The sequence below is a fragment of the Actinotignum schaalii FB123-CNA-2 genome (assembly GCF_000411135.1).
GTDB classification, from domain to species: Bacteria; Actinomycetota; Actinomycetes; order Actinomycetales; family Actinomycetaceae; genus Actinotignum; species Actinotignum schaalii_A.
This window is the reverse complement of sequence record NZ_KE150262.1, coordinates 511,877-528,592: the sequence shown is the minus strand read 5'-3', so window position 1 is coordinate 528,592 and position 16,716 is coordinate 511,877. Positions and strand designations below refer to the sequence as shown.

General features: G+C 58.4%; 14 protein-coding genes. 7 read left to right on the top strand and 7 right to left on the bottom strand.

The window, feature by feature from the left end:
* Window positions 1–99 precede the first annotated feature (99 nt).
* The 4 genes from HMPREF9237_RS02180 to HMPREF9237_RS02165 form a co-directional block, all read right to left on the bottom strand.
* On the bottom strand, window positions 100–2,256 hold the full coding sequence (locus tag HMPREF9237_RS02180) for a CAP domain-containing protein (RefSeq protein ID WP_016442083.1): 2,157 nt from the start codon (window positions 2,254–2,256) through the stop codon (window positions 100–102).
* 263 nt (window positions 2,257–2,519) lie between these two features.
* Window positions 2,520–3,188 (bottom strand): rhomboid family intramembrane serine protease, encoded by a 669-nt coding sequence (locus HMPREF9237_RS02175; RefSeq protein ID WP_016442082.1) that lies wholly within the window; start codon window positions 3,186–3,188, stop codon window positions 2,520–2,522.
* Window positions 3,189–3,444: 256 nt separating this feature from the next.
* Window positions 3,445–4,956, bottom strand: a complete 1,512-nt coding sequence (locus tag HMPREF9237_RS02170) for an ATP-binding protein (RefSeq protein ID WP_016442081.1) — start codon at window positions 4,954–4,956, stop codon at window positions 3,445–3,447.
* 194 nt (window positions 4,957–5,150) lie between these two features.
* On the bottom strand, window positions 5,151–5,672 hold the full coding sequence (locus HMPREF9237_RS02165) for a peptidylprolyl isomerase (protein WP_016442080.1): 522 nt from the start codon (window positions 5,670–5,672) through the stop codon (window positions 5,151–5,153).
* Between the two features lie 144 nt (window positions 5,673–5,816).
* On the opposite strand from HMPREF9237_RS02165, the gene HMPREF9237_RS02160 reads away from it, so the two are divergent.
* Window positions 5,817–6,764 (top strand): hypothetical protein, encoded by a 948-nt coding sequence (locus tag HMPREF9237_RS02160; RefSeq protein ID WP_016442079.1) that lies wholly within the window; start codon window positions 5,817–5,819, stop codon window positions 6,762–6,764.
* 111 nt (window positions 6,765–6,875) lie between these two features.
* On the opposite strand, the gene HMPREF9237_RS02155 is transcribed toward HMPREF9237_RS02160, so the two are convergent.
* Together HMPREF9237_RS02155 and HMPREF9237_RS02150 are read right to left on the bottom strand one after the other, a co-directional pair.
* Window positions 6,876–7,919, bottom strand: coding sequence for an LLM class flavin-dependent oxidoreductase (locus tag HMPREF9237_RS02155; protein WP_016442078.1), 1,044 nt, complete (start codon window positions 7,917–7,919; stop codon window positions 6,876–6,878).
* 100 nt (window positions 7,920–8,019) lie between these two features.
* Window positions 8,020–8,661: a VIT1/CCC1 transporter family protein gene (locus HMPREF9237_RS02150; RefSeq protein WP_196800224.1), complete on the bottom strand. Its 642-nt coding sequence runs from the start codon at window positions 8,659–8,661 to the stop codon at window positions 8,020–8,022.
* Between the two features lie 233 nt (window positions 8,662–8,894).
* On the opposite strand from HMPREF9237_RS02150, the gene HMPREF9237_RS02145 reads away from it, so the two are divergent.
* Window positions 8,895–9,557, top strand: a complete 663-nt coding sequence (locus HMPREF9237_RS02145; protein WP_016442076.1) for an NADPH-dependent F420 reductase — start codon at window positions 8,895–8,897, stop codon at window positions 9,555–9,557.
* Between the two features lie 6 nt (window positions 9,558–9,563).
* On the opposite strand, the gene HMPREF9237_RS02140 is transcribed toward HMPREF9237_RS02145, so the two are convergent.
* Window positions 9,564–10,781, bottom strand: coding sequence for a hypothetical protein (locus HMPREF9237_RS02140; RefSeq protein WP_016442075.1), 1,218 nt, complete (start codon window positions 10,779–10,781; stop codon window positions 9,564–9,566).
* Window positions 10,782–11,006: 225 nt separating this feature from the next.
* Here HMPREF9237_RS02140 and HMPREF9237_RS02135 point away from each other — a divergent pair, with 225 nt between their 5' ends.
* The 5 genes from HMPREF9237_RS02135 (at window position 11,007) to HMPREF9237_RS02115 (ending at window position 16,715) form a co-directional block, all read left to right on the top strand.
* Window positions 11,007–12,017 carry a LacI family DNA-binding transcriptional regulator gene (locus HMPREF9237_RS02135; protein ID WP_016442074.1) on the top strand — a complete coding sequence of 337 codons (1,011 nt, stop codon included), beginning with the start codon at window positions 11,007–11,009 and terminating at the stop codon, window positions 12,015–12,017.
* Between the two features lie 176 nt (window positions 12,018–12,193).
* On the top strand, window positions 12,194–12,559 hold the full coding sequence (locus tag HMPREF9237_RS02130; RefSeq protein WP_016442073.1) for an L-rhamnose mutarotase: 366 nt from the start codon (window positions 12,194–12,196) through the stop codon (window positions 12,557–12,559).
* 23 nt (window positions 12,560–12,582) lie between these two features.
* The gene (locus HMPREF9237_RS02125; protein WP_016442072.1) at window positions 12,583–13,875 is read left to right on the top strand and encodes an MFS transporter; all 1,293 of its coding nucleotides are present in this window, start codon (window positions 12,583–12,585) and stop codon (window positions 13,873–13,875) included.
* A gap of 33 nt (window positions 13,876–13,908) precedes the next feature.
* Window positions 13,909–15,087 (top strand): L-rhamnose isomerase, encoded by a 1,179-nt coding sequence (rhaI, locus tag HMPREF9237_RS02120; RefSeq protein ID WP_016442071.1) that lies wholly within the window; start codon window positions 13,909–13,911, stop codon window positions 15,085–15,087.
* 128 nt (window positions 15,088–15,215) lie between these two features.
* Window positions 15,216–16,715 carry a rhamnulokinase gene (locus tag HMPREF9237_RS02115; RefSeq protein ID WP_016442070.1) on the top strand — a complete coding sequence of 500 codons (1,500 nt, stop codon included), beginning with the start codon at window positions 15,216–15,218 and terminating at the stop codon, window positions 16,713–16,715.
* The last annotated feature ends 1 nt before the right edge of the window (window position 16,716 follow it).

Below are 16,716 nucleotides of genomic sequence, written 5' to 3'. Positions count from 1 at the left end.
GCCGCGCCATGTGGCGGGCCGCCCCCATATTGTTTATGTTCGCGTTAGTTGGCGCATTACGCCTGGTTAGCGGGCGAACTTAGCGCCGCGCGTTCGTGCTTAGCGCCGCACCGCCGGGGTATCGGTTCCGTTACCGTCCCAATCACCCACGTACAGTTCGTCACTCACGCGCCCGTAGCTGAGAACGGAATCGGCGTTCCCGGCACCCAGCGAGTTCTTGACGTAGATGGTGTTGCCGCGGCGCACCGCGAAGGTATCGCGGCCATCGCCGTCGAAATCACCCAGGATGGTGGCATCACCGGCGCGCCCGTAGGCGAATACATGATCCGCGATTCCCGAGGAAATGTGGTTCTTCACGAAGTAGGTGCTCCCGCGGCGCACCGCGAAGGTGTCGACACCGTCGCCGTTGAAATCACCGGCGTACACGGTGTCCCCGTAGCGGCCGTAGTTAATGACCTGGTCCGCGTTCCCGCTGTGGAGGGAATTGAGGACGTAGAAGGTATTACCGCGCCGTACCGCGAAGGTATCGCGGCCATCGCCATCGAAATCACCCACGAGGATCTCATCGCCCACGCGCCCGTAGCTGAAGGCAATATCAGCGGCGCCGCCGTCCACGGAGTTCTTCACGTAGATCATGTTTCCGCGGCGCACCGCGAAAGTATCCGTGCCATCCCCGTTCCAATCCCCGACGAGCACCTCATCGCGCGCCCGGCCGTAGGAGAACACCGAGGATGCCTGCGTGGATGTCCAGTCATTCGATACGTAGAAGACGTTGCCGGTATCGGCCGGACGCACCGGGGTATCGATCTGGTTCACCCGCTCCTGGGCGCGCAGCACCTCGGCTTCGGCCTTCGCGAGCTTAGCGATGAGATCGCCAGCTTCGGCCATCTTGGCATCAACATCCTTGAAACGCGCCACGGCCTTTTCCCATGCCTTCTTGGTTTCCGGGAAGGTCTTTTGCGCCTTGAGTGCTTCATCGTAGGAGTGCTTGGCAACGAAGTGAACGCTGCGAGCACTCTTCAGGGCTTCCCGGGCCTTGTCGAGTTTTTCGCGCGCGGCCGGATCTTCCTTGCCGGCGTTCGCGCGCTGGAAAGCATCCTGCGCTTCCACCACCGCGCGGCGGGCTTCAGGGGTCCCGTGGGTCATATTTTCGCGAGCGCTACTGATGTATCTGTCCAGGCGAGCCAGGTACTCCGCGGTGGTGTATCCGGGCAGGAACTGATCGCCAATCATGCCCTTGCTCGCGAAGGTGTTCCCGAAGAAGTAATAGGGCAATTGATCGGGATCCGCAATGGCGAAGCCGGTGGTCACATAGCCCGGATCAATAATATTGACGTAATGCCCCACACTCGGGCCGCGCACGCCTCGGTCATACTCAGCCTTTTCCTTGTCATACCACAAGGTGAAGGGATCCCCACTGCGGCTGGGCATGGCAGCGATATTCTCGCCGTAATTGAAGCCCCCCACGTGATCGAAGAAGCCGCCGTGCACATTCACATTGGCGTTAAGCTGGGCATGAGCCATAAGCCCGGAGGAAATCTTGAGCGGGGCGAGCCCGTGGCGCGCCCGCAGCTCATTGAGCTTATCCACTCGGTGAATCGATTCGCGCATGAGATCAAGATTCGTCGCATCCCCGGGTTGCCCGAGCTTGGTGTATTGCGGAATCGGGACATCGTTGATGGTGCTCGTTTGAGAGAAAGCCTCAACAGCCACCGTATCGCCCATGGCCTCGAAAAATCCGAGCGATCCACGATTCCAGCGGGCCTGAGCTTCCCGCTTGGATGCTTCAAGGGCGGCATTCGCGCTATCCATCTGGCGCTGCGCCGCGGCCACGGCCGCCGGATCGGGCTGGGTAGCTGCATCGTATTTTGCCTGGGCCTGGTCAAATGCACGCTGCGCTGCCGCCAGTTTGGCAACGGCATCATCGTATTTCTTCTTGATCTCATCAAAGTTATCGACGTAATGCTTTTCGTTGTTATAGCGCGCTTCCCAGGTACTACGCCCCATATCAGCCCTGGCCCATTCCTGCGCGAGCTCGCGCGCTTCTGCCACGTCAATTCCCTTGGCTTCCAGTTCGGCAGCGATAGCATCGCGATCTTTAATAGCTTTCGCCAGGCAAGCTCGCAGCTGGTCCGGTGACATTTTCCCCGCATTGCAGACCAACCGGGCCGGCTCGTTCGGGGTGGTGGCCGGCAGAGCGTGGACTGCCAGCGGGGCGAGAAGCGTTCCCGCCAACATGAGTGCTGTTGTGCGCATATGTGTCTCCTTCGATCAGCGCTATGCTCCCAGGTAATTTTCAGAATATAGGCACATACGTTGAAAAATAAGTGACCCTGCGCACTGTCGCGAAGTCGCCGGGGACAGCCGGTGCAACCCGGAATACACACCCAGCTCAGGGGTCTGTTATCCCCAGCCGGGGATAACCCTGTGGATAATTACATCGATGTTATTTGGGTGCGGATTGCGAGGTGGCGGCGTCGTCGTACAAAGAAAGAACGACGGCGCAGCTTGACGCTCCCCTACCGGTACCCGAAGAAAATCGCGGCCACCAGGAATGCCGCGCCGAGCAGCAACACTGCAATATCGCGGGCGGTGAGCGCGCGGGAAACGCGGCGCCGGCGCGAAATCACGGCCATGAGCAGCGCGCCCATGAGGAGCCCGCCCACGTGGGACTGCCACGAAATATTGGTGCCGGGCAGGAAACTGATCGCGAGGTTGATGGCGATGACCACCGCCATTTGGGTGAAGCTGCCGCCGAAACGCCGCAGCACCACGAACATCGCCGCGAAAATGCCGAAGACGGCGCCGGATGCGCCGACGGTGCCGGTGTAGTAGTCGATGTCGGTGGAGACGGTGTAGAGGACCATGACGTTGCCGGCCACCGCGCTGAGCAGGTACAACCCCAGGAAACGCCACCAGCCGATCATGCGCTCAAGCACCGAACCGATCAGCCACAGCGCATACATATTGAAAAGCAGATGCGTGAAGCCGGCGTGCATGAACGTGGAGGAGATGAAGCGGTAGGGCTCTTCGTGGGCGATGCCGGGGGCGAAAATGAGGACTTGCCCCACGCGGGCGTCGAGCCATTGGGCCAGCAAAACCGCCACATTCACCACGATCAACGTGATGGTGACATAGGGGACGGGTTTGCGGATCTGAAGACGGCGCTTCTTGGGAACGTTGTGCACTTTCGGCCTCTCTGCGCGGTCATCCCGCTCGACAACTCTGAATCAAGCGTACCGGACGGCGCGGGGGTGTGACCGGGTGGACGGTACCGGACAGGCGCGGCACCGGATAGATGCGGAACCGGATAGATGCGGAACCGGGTGTAGCCCGCAAGCTCTCAACTTAACACTCAACTCAACACTCATGTATGTGAGTGTTAAGTTGAGTGTTGGGATGAGTGTTGAGTGAGTGTTCCCGCACGCCGAGCCGCGAGTGCACCTAAATGCCAGGTTGAGCGAGGCGGTAACGCTGCTTCGGACTTGTCTTAGGCTCAGTGCGCTGCACCTGCCCCTCAGTGACCAGGGTATTGAGCACAGCCCGGGTGCCGCCCAGGCTAATCCCGGCAGCGCCCGCGAGTTCGCGGCTGGTAGCACTGGCGTGGGTGCGCAGATATTCAAGAACACGCTCACGCGAGGACGTTCCCGCCGCGGCACCCTGCTCCGCGGGGGTCATGCGGCGGCGCTCGAAGGTGAGGCTGAAACTATCCAACCGGTCGACGGGCCGCGCTGGCGGAAGCATTTCCCGCTCCAGCTGAGTCATAATTTCCTGGTAGCCGCTCCCTCGGTTTTCCGCCACAAAACCGCCCTCTTCGAAAGGCGTGGATTCCAGCAGCCGCGCCAGGAATTGGTTGCGCGTGGAAGACAGCCCGGTTGTGCCCAGGGAATCAATGGTGACCGTGCCGAACAGCCCGCCTGGATTGATCACTTCCAAACGATCCGCGTAAAGGTTCAACTGCACCTGGGTGCCGCGCGCCACCGGAGAATAATCGCGATGCATAAGCGCATTCGTGAGCGCCTCGCGCACCGCAACGAGCGGATAATCCACCAGGTCATGCCGGAAAGCACCGCGCACCACGCCACCCACCCGCATATTTTTTGCGACGACGCCGACACCGTCGGCCACCAGGGCGGGAATGGGACCCGCCAGCGTCCCCGAGTCCAGATGCCGCTGCCCGGAAAGCGAAGAAGCTTTGGTTGATCCCGGGTAAACCGCGTAGGTAACCGTGAGGCGAGGGAAGAACTCCTGGGGATACGTACCTAAGCAGAGCAGACCAGCCAGGGTGGGATGGCGCTGCCCATCCGGGCCAGTTCCGATAATACGTAGCTGCTCCATCGCGGTTTCATCCGGAAGTTTCCCGAAAATGCGCGGGTGGTTGAGGCGTTCGCGTTCTAGGACCGCGTGGAGGAGGTCTGGGTCTAGGGAATCGAGGCTGGCTTCCTCCACCAGGTCGGTATCCCAATGCGGTTGTGTTTTGTTTTCCAGGAGGCGATCAATTTCGTAGGCGGAAAGTTTGCGGTCCCCATCGCCGGTGCGGATATAGGATCCGCCGTACACATTGCGGGTGGTGACATAGCAGGGTTTATCGCGCGGCTGGAGCGGCGGGATCGCGGCCATGACCAGCGTGGTTTCTCCATCAGTGGTGTCTCCATAGGGAACCATGGCGATATCCGCGCGGACCGGTGGCGTGAGGCTATCGCTGCACACCCCCGCGAGCGCATCGTAAATCCGCGCTGCCGGGAACTTAGGAACCGGCGTGAAGCCGCGGGCCTCATCGAGGCCAAGAACAATCAAGCCACCCGAACCGTTGCTGAATGCCGAGATAGTCTCCACGATACTTTTGGGCAAGCCGTGGGCGGCCGCTTTCACTTCGATGTGCTGAGAATCGCGCCCTTGCTGGCGAAAACCCTCAATAAGACGGCCCGTTTCCTCGCTTGTTGTGGGGATGCGCATAGCGCCATCCTACGAGCTCTCAACTTAACACTCAACTCAACACTCATGTATGTGAGTGTTGAGTTGAGTGTTGGGATGAGTGTTGAGTGAGTGTTCTGGCGCGCGGCGAGCATCGCCGCCGGCAGAGCACACAAAAGCGGGGCGGTACCTGGGTACCACCCCGCTCATCACGTATGCGGAATTTTGCGTATTGCTTAGTCAATAATCTCGACGGAGGAAATCACCACGTCATTGAGCGGGCGATCATTTCCGCCGGTGGGCACCGCGGCGATCTTATCCACAACCTTGGTGGATTCCTCATCGGCAACCTTCCCGAAGATGGTGTGCTTGCCGAGCAGCCACGGGGTGGGTGCCACGGTGATGAAGAACTGCGAACCGTTGGTGCCCTTGCCGAAGCGGGTTCCGGCATTGGCCATGGCCAGCACGTAGGGGGCATCAAAGTTGAGGCCGGGGGCGATTTCGTCGTCGAACGTATAACCGGGACCACCGGTGCCGTTACCGAGCGGATCCCCGCCCTGAATCATGAAACCGGAGATCACGCGGTGGAAGATCGTTCCGTTGTACAGCGGATCGGTCGAAGCCTGACCGGTGGCGGGATTGGTCCATTCGCGTTCACCGCGAGCTAGTCCGGTGAAATTAGCGACCGTTTCGGGCGCTTCGTTCGGGAAGAGTTCGACGCGAATATCGCCTTCGCTTGTGTGAAAAATTGCTTCCATGCGCTCAAGTCTCGCACACCTCATGGTTTTATGCCACGCGAAAAGCAAACGTGATTCACGTGACAAATGGGGGGTGAAAAGTGAAACAATAGAGGGGTACTCAATCGCAGGAGAATTCTGTGGTTCAACGGTAGGAGGTCAACGATGGCTTGTGGACGAAGCCGCGCGGACAAGCGTGCCAAGAAAGCGCAGCGGGAGGTTGACGCCATTATGGCGAAAATCGATGACCTGCGCAGCCAGGCCGAACGCACCGCAAAGAAAGCCCAGCTCAAGGGGAAGCGGAATCAGAAGAAGTGGGAGCACAAGGCAAAGAGCGCCGCGTCCGATTTCCAGGATTACGCGAAGCAGGCCGGTGAACGCCTGAGCGATTACGCCAATCAAGGTTACGAATGGGCGGCACCACGCGCCCAGGAGCTGGCCGAAAAGGCGAAGCCGTACGTGGAACAGGCGAAGGCCGTGGGCAACGATCTTGCGGAGAAGGCCAAGCCCTACGTGGAGCAGGCCCGCGATAACGCTTCGGAGTTCGTGGAGAACGTGCGCAATGATTACCTCCCGCGCGCCCAGCGTGCCCTGCACGCCGCCGCCGAGGCCGCCAAGGGGGAGGGTACGGTGGCCGAACGCGGCCAGAAGATCGCGCGGGTGGCCTCGCGTGAGATTCAAACTCCCGAACCGGTGAAGAAGTCCCGCGGGAAGGGCCGAGTTTTCGGCACCATCGCGCTGGTCGGCGGCCTTGGGGTTGCGGTCTACTACCTGTGGAAGCGCTCCCAGCCCACGGAGGATCCCTGGGCGGAGGCCTACTGGGAAGATGTGGACGGCGTGAAGGATCCCGCGGAAGATGTGGAGGATTCCGTGAAGGCCGGTGCTGAGGAGGTTGCGGAAGCTGCGGAAGAGGTTGTGAACGACGCCGCAAGCGCAGCTGGCGACGTAGCGGATAAAGCCAAGCGTGCTGGCTCCCGGGCTGAAGATGCCGTCAAGGAAGGCGCACACGAAGCCAAGGATGCGGCTGAAGAGGTAGCCGATAAGGCCAAGGAAGCCGCGCAGCACGCGGCTGACCAGGCCAAGGATATCGTCGAAGATATCGCGGAGAAGTAAAACTAACACAGCAGTAGCGAGCGCGGCCCGGGCTGTTATATGCCCGGGCCGCGCTGGTTTATATCTGCCTTATATTCGCGGATGCTGCGAGCCAGCTACTCCGCGGCCCAGCTATTCTCCGGCCAGCAGCTCCTTGACCCGCGGGATGACTTCGGTGCCGAAAAGCTCGATGGAGGAAAGATTCTGTTCGTGAGGCTGCGAGCCATAGGAGACCTTGAGGTCGTAGCGAGTGGCACCTAGCTCGCGCATGCCGGTGGCGATTTTGCGGGCCACGGTTTCCGGTGAACCCACCGCCAGCGCCCCGTTCTTCACCTCGTAGAGATACGCCTCCCGCGAAGGCGGGCGCCAACCGCGTTCCCGCCCGATGCGGGAATTCGTTTCCACGTAGTAGTCGAAGAAGTCAGCCACGGCTTCCTCGTCGGTGCGAGCAACGTAGCCGTACGAGTGGTAGCCGACCTCAGCTGCGCCGTCGTTCCCGAACTGCTCCCAGGCGCGCCGGTACAGATCCGTGAACGGAACAAAACGCGAGGTGGGGCCACCAATAATCGCGAGCATGAGCGGGAGTTTGTAATGGGCGGCGCGCACCACCGATTCCGGGCTGCCGCCCACGGCCACCCAGGTGGGCAGCGGACCGTGTTCGAGTGGCGGGTAGAGGGTTACGGCGTTCAGCGCTTGGGTGTGGGGCCCGCCCTTCCAGGTGACGGGCTGGCCGTTGCGGGCGAGGAGTTCGGTGAGTAGGGAGAGTTTTTCGTTGAAGAGATCCTCGTAATCGGCCAGGTTGTAGCCGTACAGCGGGAAGGATTCGGTGAAGGAGCCGCGGCCCACCATCAGTTCGGCGCGACCGTTGGAGAGTGCGTCCACGGTGGCGAAGCGTTCGACCACGCGAACCGGGTCGTCAGAGCTGAGGACGGTGACGGCGGAGGAGAGACGGATGCGCTGGGTGCGCGCGGCAATCGCGGCGAGGACTACATCGGGGGCGGGGATTGCGTAATCGTCGCGATGGTGTTCACCGATATTGAAAATGTCGATGCTGACCTCTTCGGCGCGCACCGCTTCGGCCACCACATTGCGCACCACCTGGGCGTGGCTGAGCTTGGTACCGGAGGCATCGGCGGTGACGTCGCCAAAAGTATCGATTCCGAAGGTGTAGGTCATATCAGGTCCTTTCGAGGGCCGGGTGAGATCCGACGGGCCGGGACACACTTCCAGTCTGAGCTTAGCCACAGAACGAGCCAGCGCCGCGCCTGATTGAATACTACACTACTTGGCCGAAAAGTGCTCCGATACCGAAGGTCAGGGCGAGGCCGAGGGTACCGCCCGCGGCGGTGCGGAGGGTGGGGCGCAGCGGCGGGACTTGACCGATCCACGCGGCGATCCAGCCGGTGAGCGCAAGCGCGGCGACGGTGACCACGAAGCAGATTGGGGCGATGGCACCGAGCGGGGCGAGCAGGCTGGCGGCGAAGGGAACTGCACCGCCAGCGAGGAAAGAGAAGAAGGACGAGAAGGCCGCTCCGAAGGGAGAGACAATGTCACGTTCCGTGGCGGGTCCGCCCGCCACGGCGCTCCGGCATGCTACATCCGCACAGCGCGCTACACTCGCCCGGGACGTTACACCCGCCCGGCGCCGCAGCGCGTCCAGTTCCGCATCGCGCTGGGAGGAAACGGAAATGTATTCACCGAGCGCCATGGATACTGCGCCACCAATGAGTGCGGCGAGCCCGGCGAGCAGAATCGCGGTGCTTGAGGCCCGCGCACCACCCATGGCTATCACTACCGCAGCCACGGAAACAATGCCATCGTTCGCGCCGAGCACTCCGGCCCGCAGCCGGTTCATCGCTTCAATACCCAACACACCTGGGATACCCGCCATGGTATCGGACATTTCTAAGCGACCCATGTCCCCATGCTTGAATTCGCATGCTTCAATTGCGCATTTCTCCACAACTAGAACCTCCATTAGTGGTACTTCTAGGCTTATTCTTATGCGGAAATCGTGGAAAAGATAGGAAGGTCAGGCTACACTCACTTGGATATAATGTGTTTTATTTTTGGCGGCAGGGCCCGCGATGAGGGGGTGGCACCGCCAGTGGCCCTGGGAATACTTCACCGCTCGCTTTCCGTTCTTTCTTTATGAACACCACTGGGGATAAAGATCTGATCGGCCTGCTGGGGGCGGGTAAGCTTGGCACTGCTATAGGACGCTTGGCTGCGGAGGCGGGTTTTCCACTGGCGGTAAGCGTGCGTCCGGGTAATCCGCTCTACGATCTCACTTTGCCGACCTTGCTGCCGACCGCTCGCCTGGTTTCTTTCGAGGAGCTGACCCGCACGGCGGATATTTTGATTTTGGCGCTCCCGCGGCCTGCACTTGCTTCGATTGATTTGACCGGGGTTCGTGGCGTTGTTGTTGATGCCACGAATGCCTGGGAGGCGACCGACGGGGCCGCGGCCAATGGCATTTCGAATACCAGCGCTGCACCTGCCCGGCACACCACCGCCGCGCTGCAAGCACGCTATCCGGAGCTGGCTATCGTCAAGAGTCTCAATCATGCGGGGTATACGGAGTTGGCCGCGGAGGCTCGCCCGCACGGAGCTCCGGCGCGCCGTACGGTGGCTGTGGCCGGGGATGACGCTGCCGCACGTTCCCGGGTGGCTGCTTTTATTGATGCGATTGGTTTTGATCCGGTGGAGCTGGCTGCTGAGCATGCGCCGCTGCTGGAGCCGGGTGGGGTGGCTTTCGGGCAGCGCTTGGAGCTATCCGATTGGCCGGTGGATATCTTGGCGGCCCAGAACTAAGTGCAGCTAAGGGCGCATTCCTACGTTGATGAGGGGTGGGGTGCCGGAGGTGGCGCCGTCGTACACAAGGTAGTAGGTATAGTCCGCTAGACCGTTCTCAACTGCCGGGTTGTCCACGGAAAAGACGCAGAGAATATCGGTGGGGCGCGGTTTGATATCGCCTTCGCCGGGCACCTGTGCGTCAAAGCGATCAGTTTCTCTCACGTACCCGCCGGTATCTTTCACATGCCCGCCGCTGACTGTGGTGCTCAGGGGTTCGCGAGCGTTGCATCCGCGGAAAACGGGGTGTGCAGCGGCGGCGGTGCGCTGTTCTTCATCCGTGAGGCGTGGATCGCCGGTGAGTTCGGGGAGCAGATTTTCCCATTCCGATCCCGCCGCGGCAAGGGTTTGACGGTCAGCCTGCGCGCGTTCTTCGGTGGGTGCGGTGACGGAATGCCCGTCCTCAAACTGGAAGGACACCTCGCCCGTTTGCACGAACTGACTGCCGTTCCACACGAAGTTCACGGTGGTGGTATGCGGCGGATACGCGCGTTCCATGGCTCGCGTCACTCCACCGACGGGCGTATAGGACGTGTACGTAATCCGCGCCTGGCCGGCCTTGAATTCCATGGAATGCACGCTAAAGGACCACAGGCCGTCATAATCTTGGGCGATGTGGGTGCCCCGGACGCTGTTTTTCACACCCCACTGATGGTTGCCAATGGCGGAAACGAGCCTGAGGTTCGCATCGTAAATCCCGATGGCGCCGATGGCCGGGTCCCCCACCCCGCAGGACATCGCGACCGCGCGATATTCCACGCCGCCGAGCACCAGCGGCTCGGTGAGGTGAATGGTTCCCGGCTGCATCCCCGTTTCGCGATCCGGAAGAATCTTCCCGTGCGCCACGGTCACAGGCGCGGGCGGGTTACGTTTGCTGTAACACACATCCGGAAGAATATAGGTTCCGTTGCGCATTTCTTTATCCGTGGGGCCGGGCACCGGCGCGGGGCTAGATTCCGCCGCGGTAATGGGCGACGACGACGCACCTGCCGCTCCGCCCGCCTCAGCCGATGCCGTTGCGGTAGCCGAGGGGCCAGCCGCCGGAGTTGAGGAGGTTCTCCCATTGAACCACCACCAGAGCCCGCCAGCCACGCCGAGTGCAAGCACCAGAAATGCCGCAATCAGGGACGTGCGGGTGGCGCGGCCGCGCGGTTCTTGCTGAGTTTGGGCTCCATTGTCGCTCATGCCATCAGTTTACCGGGAGGCTACGACACGTTTTTGGGGCAGAAATGGTTGCCTACACCGCGCACGTCGTGGCAAGCTCCGAATTAATTGGTTCCGGACCGGATGGTCTCGTTTCGCGGCGAGGTCTTTTTCGCGTAAGTGTTTAGTGGTGATGTGGAAGGTGCCGCCCGTAAAGAAACTCGCCTAGGATGGCTAATATTACCGTTCCAATTCCGAGGAGGAGACGTGATTCGACGTCCCAGTATCCGCGAGGTGTCACAATTAGCCGGGGTGTCATTAGGAACTGCTTCCAACGTTCTCAATCATCCGGAACGGGTTTCCGACCACACGCGTAAAAAGGTCGAAGCAGCTATCGAAAAACTCGGGTTCATTCCCTCCGAAGCCGGGCGCCGTTTACGTAAAGTCGATTCCAAATTGGTGGGAGTCCTAGTTCTCGACGTCGCCAATCCATTTTTCGCCGCTGCCGCAAGCGCGATTGAAGCCCGTTTGGCAGAAGAATCATGTTTTCCCGTTATCGGTTCAACAGGGGGAGATCCCGACCGCGAGGCTGGTTTACTTCGCCTTCTACTCGGCCAGGAAGTACGTGGAATTATTCTGACACCGTCCTCAGGTGCCGAGAAAAGCCTCGAACTTCTCGAAATTCGGAGAATACCCCTCGTTCTACTTGATCATCCCGCGCTCAAGGACGGGATGAATGCTGTTTCCGTTGACGATACCAAAGGTGCTCAAATAGCTATCGAGCACCTTCGAAGTCTCGGCCATCATCGCATTGGCTTTATCAACGGCTCAGCTAAAGTACGGCAAGCGCAGGCGCGAAGAATAGGAGTTCGCCAGACCGTTATGAAATCCGATGACCTGCTGACCTTGGTGGAAATCAGCGCCGAGCGTTTTGATGCCGCAAGCGGTGAACGCGCCATGACGAAGCTCCTTTCCTCCCACCCGGAAGTTACCGCTGTTTTTTGTGCCAACGACTCCCTTGCCATCGGTGCAATGCGTGCTGCCAGGCGGCATCATCTTTCTATCCCACGCGATATGTCCATTATTGGCTTTGATGATATTGACGTTGCCCGCGAACTCATCACTCCGCTGACAACCGTTCGTCAGCCCATGGAGCAACTGGGAGAAACCGCAGCTCGCCTTCTTCTGGAGCAACCCGCCGAAGCTCAAGACATTGCTTTTATTCCTGAGCTGATAATTCGAGAATCGACGGCGCCCCCACGCCAACCTGTCAATTAATACCCGAAAGTGGCGTTATTGCGCCCTTTCTTTGGGTAGCGCAGCCGCGCGAATAAGCAACCAAGCTGCGTTTGCTCAGAAGCAAACAACGTTTGCCACTTGACGTTGAAACGTATCAAACGTAGTATTTCATTACGGATTGAAACCTTTCAATCCTTCAACGAAGGAGTTGACTTATGGTTAGCACCCCGACTGTTGACCAGATTTTGAATGACACGACGCAGAAGTCTGATTCAAGATGTGGCTTTGTTTTACGAGTCCGTGAAGACAAGTTGGATGAATATCTCCAAGCGCACTGCCATGTATGGGAAGAGATGCGCGACGCCTTGTCACGTTCCGGATGGCGGAACTACTCACTCTTCGTCGACCCGGAAACCGCCGTTGTTTTTGGCTATTTTGAAGCCGATGACGTCTGGCAAGCGATGAACTGCATGGAAAACGAGGAGATTAACACCAAGTGGCAGGCCGAGATGGCTCAGTACTTTGTACAGCCTGATGGCGGCACGAACTACTTCTTATCCCAGTATTTCTATCTTCAGTGACATCTGATTTCAACGGAGAGAACATGTCAAAAAAGCCATTAACCGGATGGAAGGCAACGATCGCCGTTTCCATGTCCAATTACATTGACTCAGGGTCCATTATTGCGATTGCGACCTCGCTTGGTTTTTGGGGTGCCGCGTACTTCCCCGACGACAACGGCAGAATCGCGGGATTGCTCGCTGCTTTTAGTTCCAATGCTTTCGGTGCCGCCATCGGTGCTCTTATTGGTGGACCGCTCTGTGACAAATACGGACGAAAAGTCATCTACACCTACGACCTCCTCGTCTACGCACTGGGTGGACTTATTGTGGTCTTCGCCGGTAACCTCCCGATGCTCTTCATAGGATTCGTCATAATCGGACTTGCGGTAGGTGCATCAGTTCCAGCAGGTTGGACATATATTGCTGAATTTGCACCAACCGAAAGTCGAGGCAGGCATATTGGGGCAACCCAATTGGCCTGGTCATTCGGACCGTTCATCGGTTTCGGTCTCGCGAGCGCCGTGACACCCCTGGGACTGCTCGGATCTCGACTGGTCTTCGCTCACCTCGTGGTTATCGCTTTGATTACCTGGTATATCCGCAGAAATCTGGAAGAATCAGAGGCCTGGCAGCAAGCCAAGGGTGGTTCCGAAACCAAGCCGCCCTCAATGTTCCAGTCCTTCAAGGCACTGTTCTCCTGGAAGTGCAATATCCGCGCACTGATCTTCCTCGCGGTTATCTACACCTGCTGGAACCAGGCCGCCTCGCAAAACGGTATTTTCCTCCCGACCATCCTCAATAGCGTTGGCTACGACCAGCTGGCCTCAAACCTCTTCTCGATGCTCTCGTGGGGCGTGGTCATCATCGGCACCGTCTTCTTCATGTACTTCGTGGACACGATGCCCTACCGCACCCACTTCTTCATCGGCGCCGTTCTGGCCATCGTTGCCTGGCTGATCCTCATTTTCGGTCCTTCCGATTCCGCCTTCACCGCTTTCGGTTACGCGATCATCTGGGGAATTTCGGCTGGTCCTTCCGCCCAGGCCTTCTACTCGGTCTGGGCACCGGAACTCTTCGCCACTCCGTACCGCGCCGGTGCGCAGGGAATCATCTTCTTCCTGGTACGAGTCGCATCCGGCCTAATTTCCCTTATCTTCCCGGTCATCCTCCAGTGGGAGAACGGACTCATGATCGACGGACTGATCCTTATCGGATTCCTCTCGATTTCTCTCATTGTTGGCACCCTTGGCGCACCGAAGACCCAGGGCAAGTCGCTCGAGGATATCGAGATCGAGCGGTACGGGCGAGTTGTTTCAGCTGCGTCGTCGAAATAAAACCGCAAAGAAATATTGAGAAAGGAACAGACAATGGTGAAACTCAGTGATCTCAGCGCGAAGAACCGCGAGATCCTCGAACGCCAAGATGTTGAACTCCCCTCGTGGGCTTTTGGAAATTCCGGTACGCGTTTCCGTGTTTTCACAACGCCCGGCGTCCCGCGTGATCCCTTCGAGAAAGTCTCTGACGCGGCACAGGTGAATGCCTATACTCACGCTGCCTCGAAAGTTTCTCTCCACATCCCGTGGGATCTCACCGATGATTACGATGCACTCCGCAAGCACGCGGAGGACCTGGGTGTAACAATCGGGACGATTAACTCGAATGTTTTCCAGGACGAAGATTACAAGTTCGGCTCCTTGTGCAACGTGAACCCGAAGATCCGCCAGAAGGCAATCGATCATCATAAGCAATGCGTCGATATCATGCGCAAGACCGGATCGAAGGATCTGAAGATTTGGCTGGCTGATGGCACCAACTACCCCGGTCAAGATTCCATTCGGGAGCGTCAGGATCGGCTGGCGGAATCGCTTGCGGAAATTTACGCCGAACTCGATGACGATATGCGGTTGGTTCTGGAATACAAGTTCTTCGAGCCGGCTTTCTACCACACCGATGTTCCGGACTGGGGCACGTCGCTTGTTCAGTGCCAGGCGCTGGGCGAACGCGCCATGGTGGTTCTTGATACCGGCCACCATGCTCCCGGAACCAATATCGAATTCATCGTGGCTCAGCTCCTCCGAGTGGGACGCCTTGGTGCATTTGACTTCAATTCTCGGTTCTATGCCGACGACGACCTTATCGTCGGGGCTGCGGATCCGTTCCAGCTCTTCCGCATTCTCAATGAGATCGTCGCGGCCGGTGCCCTGGATGAAGGATCGCCCGTGAACTTCATGCTTGATCAGTGCCATAACCTGGAAGAAAAAATCCCGGCTGAAATCCGCTCCGTGACCAATGTGCAGGAAATGACCGCGAAGGCCCTGCTCGTGGATCGCGATGCTCTCAAGGAAAAGCAGGTGGCCGGAGATGTTCTCGGGGCGAATGACATTCTTATGGATGCCTTCTACACGGACGTCCGCGGCCTCCTGGGCGAATTGCGCGAGTCCCAAGGCATTGATCCGGATCCCATGCGGGCCTTTATGGAATCGGGCTATCTGGAGAAGATTCGGAAGGAACGGGTTGGCGGAACTCAGGCAAGCTGGGGTGCCTAATTCTCCCGCTTCCCTACGGAGTCTTACTAACCATCCCGCTCTGAACTATTGAAACTATTGAGCGCCACACCAGCTTCGGGCCGAGCTCTTACGGGCCCGGCCCGAAGCTCAAATGAGGAATTAGAGTAATGAAAACTTTTGTTGCCATCGATTTAGGTGCTTCCTCCGGCAGAGTCATAACCGGCACAGTCGCTGACGGAAAACTGAAGTCGACAGGCGAAATCACTAGATTCCCAAACGGACCTATCTGTGTTCCAGGCACCGAGAAGAATAACCTTTTCTGGCCGCTACTCCAGGTGTGGGAGCATATTTGCGCGTCACTGAAGAATCTACGCGGAACGTCTATCGAGTCAATTGGCGTGGATACCTGGGCGGTTGATTACGTCCTCCTCGGTGCGGAAGGCGGACTCATCAGTCCCCCCTTTAGCTATCGCGATAGCAGGACTCACGGCGTTCCTGAAACAGTGTATTCCCGCTACTCGGCAACGGATATTTACACACATAACGGCCTGCAAAACATAGATATCAACACAATTTTCCAATTGCTCGCAGCTGCTCACAGCAGAGACTACCGGCCGGTCGTGGAACAGGCAGAATCGCTCCTCCTCCTGCCAGACCTCGTCAATTATTGGCTGACCGGAAAGAAATATGCGGAGATAACAAACGCGTCATCAACTGGCTTTGTCAATCCGCGCACTAGATCCTGGTCGCCCGAGATGACTGGCATATATGAGGAGATATCCGGCATTGATATCTCCGCGAAACTACCCGAACTCATCGAACCTGGAACTCGAATTGGTGCTGTTCGGCCTGAGATTTGCGATCTACGCACTCAGAACGGAGAAAGCACTCCGGTGGTGGCGGTGGGTAGTCATGACACGGCGTCAGCGGTAGCAGCCGTGCCCGCTAGTGAACACAAGAACTTCGCTTTCATTTCGTGCGGGACGTGGTCATTGGCCGGACTTGAATTAGAAGCGCCGATCCTCAGTGAAGAGTCTCAGCAAGCTAACTTCACTAATGAGCTCGGTGTTGATGGGACCACCCGCTATTTGAAGAACATTATGGGGATGTGGATCTTCAATGGTTGCGTGGCCCAATGGAAAGAAATCGATCCCAGTCTCTCAATTGCTCAGGTCGTTTCCCTTGCGGCATCAGCACCGTCCCTTCGCACTGTTATCGATGTCAATAACCCGATCTTCGCGACGCCGGGAGATATGATCGCCCGAATTGATTCTCTAGCTGAAGCAAGTGGGCAACCACGCCCCCGGGATATTGGAGAATATGCCCGTTGTATCACCGATTCCTTAGCTCTTGCACATGCCCAAACCATCGAGCAGGCTGCACATCTTGCACAGATGGATATAGATGTCGTCCATATCGTCGGAGGAGGATCTCAGAACAAATTACTGTGTCAGCTAACTGCCGATGCGTGCGGACTTCCCGTCGTCGCAGGCCCCACGGAAGCAACGGCGCTTGGAAATCTTTTACTCCAGGCACGAACGGCTGGTTCGATATCGGATTCACTTACCTCACTACGCGAGGTTGTACGTGCATCGACCGAACTCACCAGCTATACACCCCAGAACAATCAAAGCGTTTGGCAAGAAGCCCGACGTCGAATTTTCTAAC

Coding starts and splice junctions, on each gene's coding strand:
- HMPREF9237_RS02160 (WP_016442079.1), top strand. CDS start 5,817: ATGGCTTGTGGACGAAGCCGCGCGGACAAGCGTGCCAAGAAAGCGCAG.
- HMPREF9237_RS02150 (WP_196800224.1), bottom strand. CDS start 8,661: ATGGGTCGCTTAGAAATGTCCGATACCATGGCGGGTATCCCAGGTGTG.
- HMPREF9237_RS02115 (WP_016442070.1), top strand. CDS start 15,216: ATGAAAACTTTTGTTGCCATCGATTTAGGTGCTTCCTCCGGCAGAGTC.
- rhaI (WP_016442071.1), top strand. CDS start 13,909: ATGGTGAAACTCAGTGATCTCAGCGCGAAGAACCGCGAGATCCTCGAA.
- HMPREF9237_RS02180 (WP_016442083.1), bottom strand. CDS start 2,256: ATGCGCACAACAGCACTCATGTTGGCGGGAACGCTTCTCGCCCCGCTG.
- HMPREF9237_RS02125 (WP_016442072.1), top strand. CDS start 12,583: ATGTCAAAAAAGCCATTAACCGGATGGAAGGCAACGATCGCCGTTTCC.
- HMPREF9237_RS02145 (WP_016442076.1), top strand. CDS start 8,895: ATGAACACCACTGGGGATAAAGATCTGATCGGCCTGCTGGGGGCGGGT.
- HMPREF9237_RS02140 (WP_016442075.1), bottom strand. CDS start 10,781: ATGAGCGACAATGGAGCCCAAACTCAGCAAGAACCGCGCGGCCGCGCC.
- HMPREF9237_RS02165 (WP_016442080.1), bottom strand. CDS start 5,672: ATGGAAGCAATTTTTCACACAAGCGAAGGCGATATTCGCGTCGAACTC.
- HMPREF9237_RS02155 (WP_016442078.1), bottom strand. CDS start 7,919: ATGACCTACACCTTCGGAATCGATACTTTTGGCGACGTCACCGCCGAT.
- HMPREF9237_RS02170 (WP_016442081.1), bottom strand. CDS start 4,956: ATGCGCATCCCCACAACAAGCGAGGAAACGGGCCGTCTTATTGAGGGT.
- HMPREF9237_RS02130 (WP_016442073.1), top strand. CDS start 12,194: ATGGTTAGCACCCCGACTGTTGACCAGATTTTGAATGACACGACGCAG.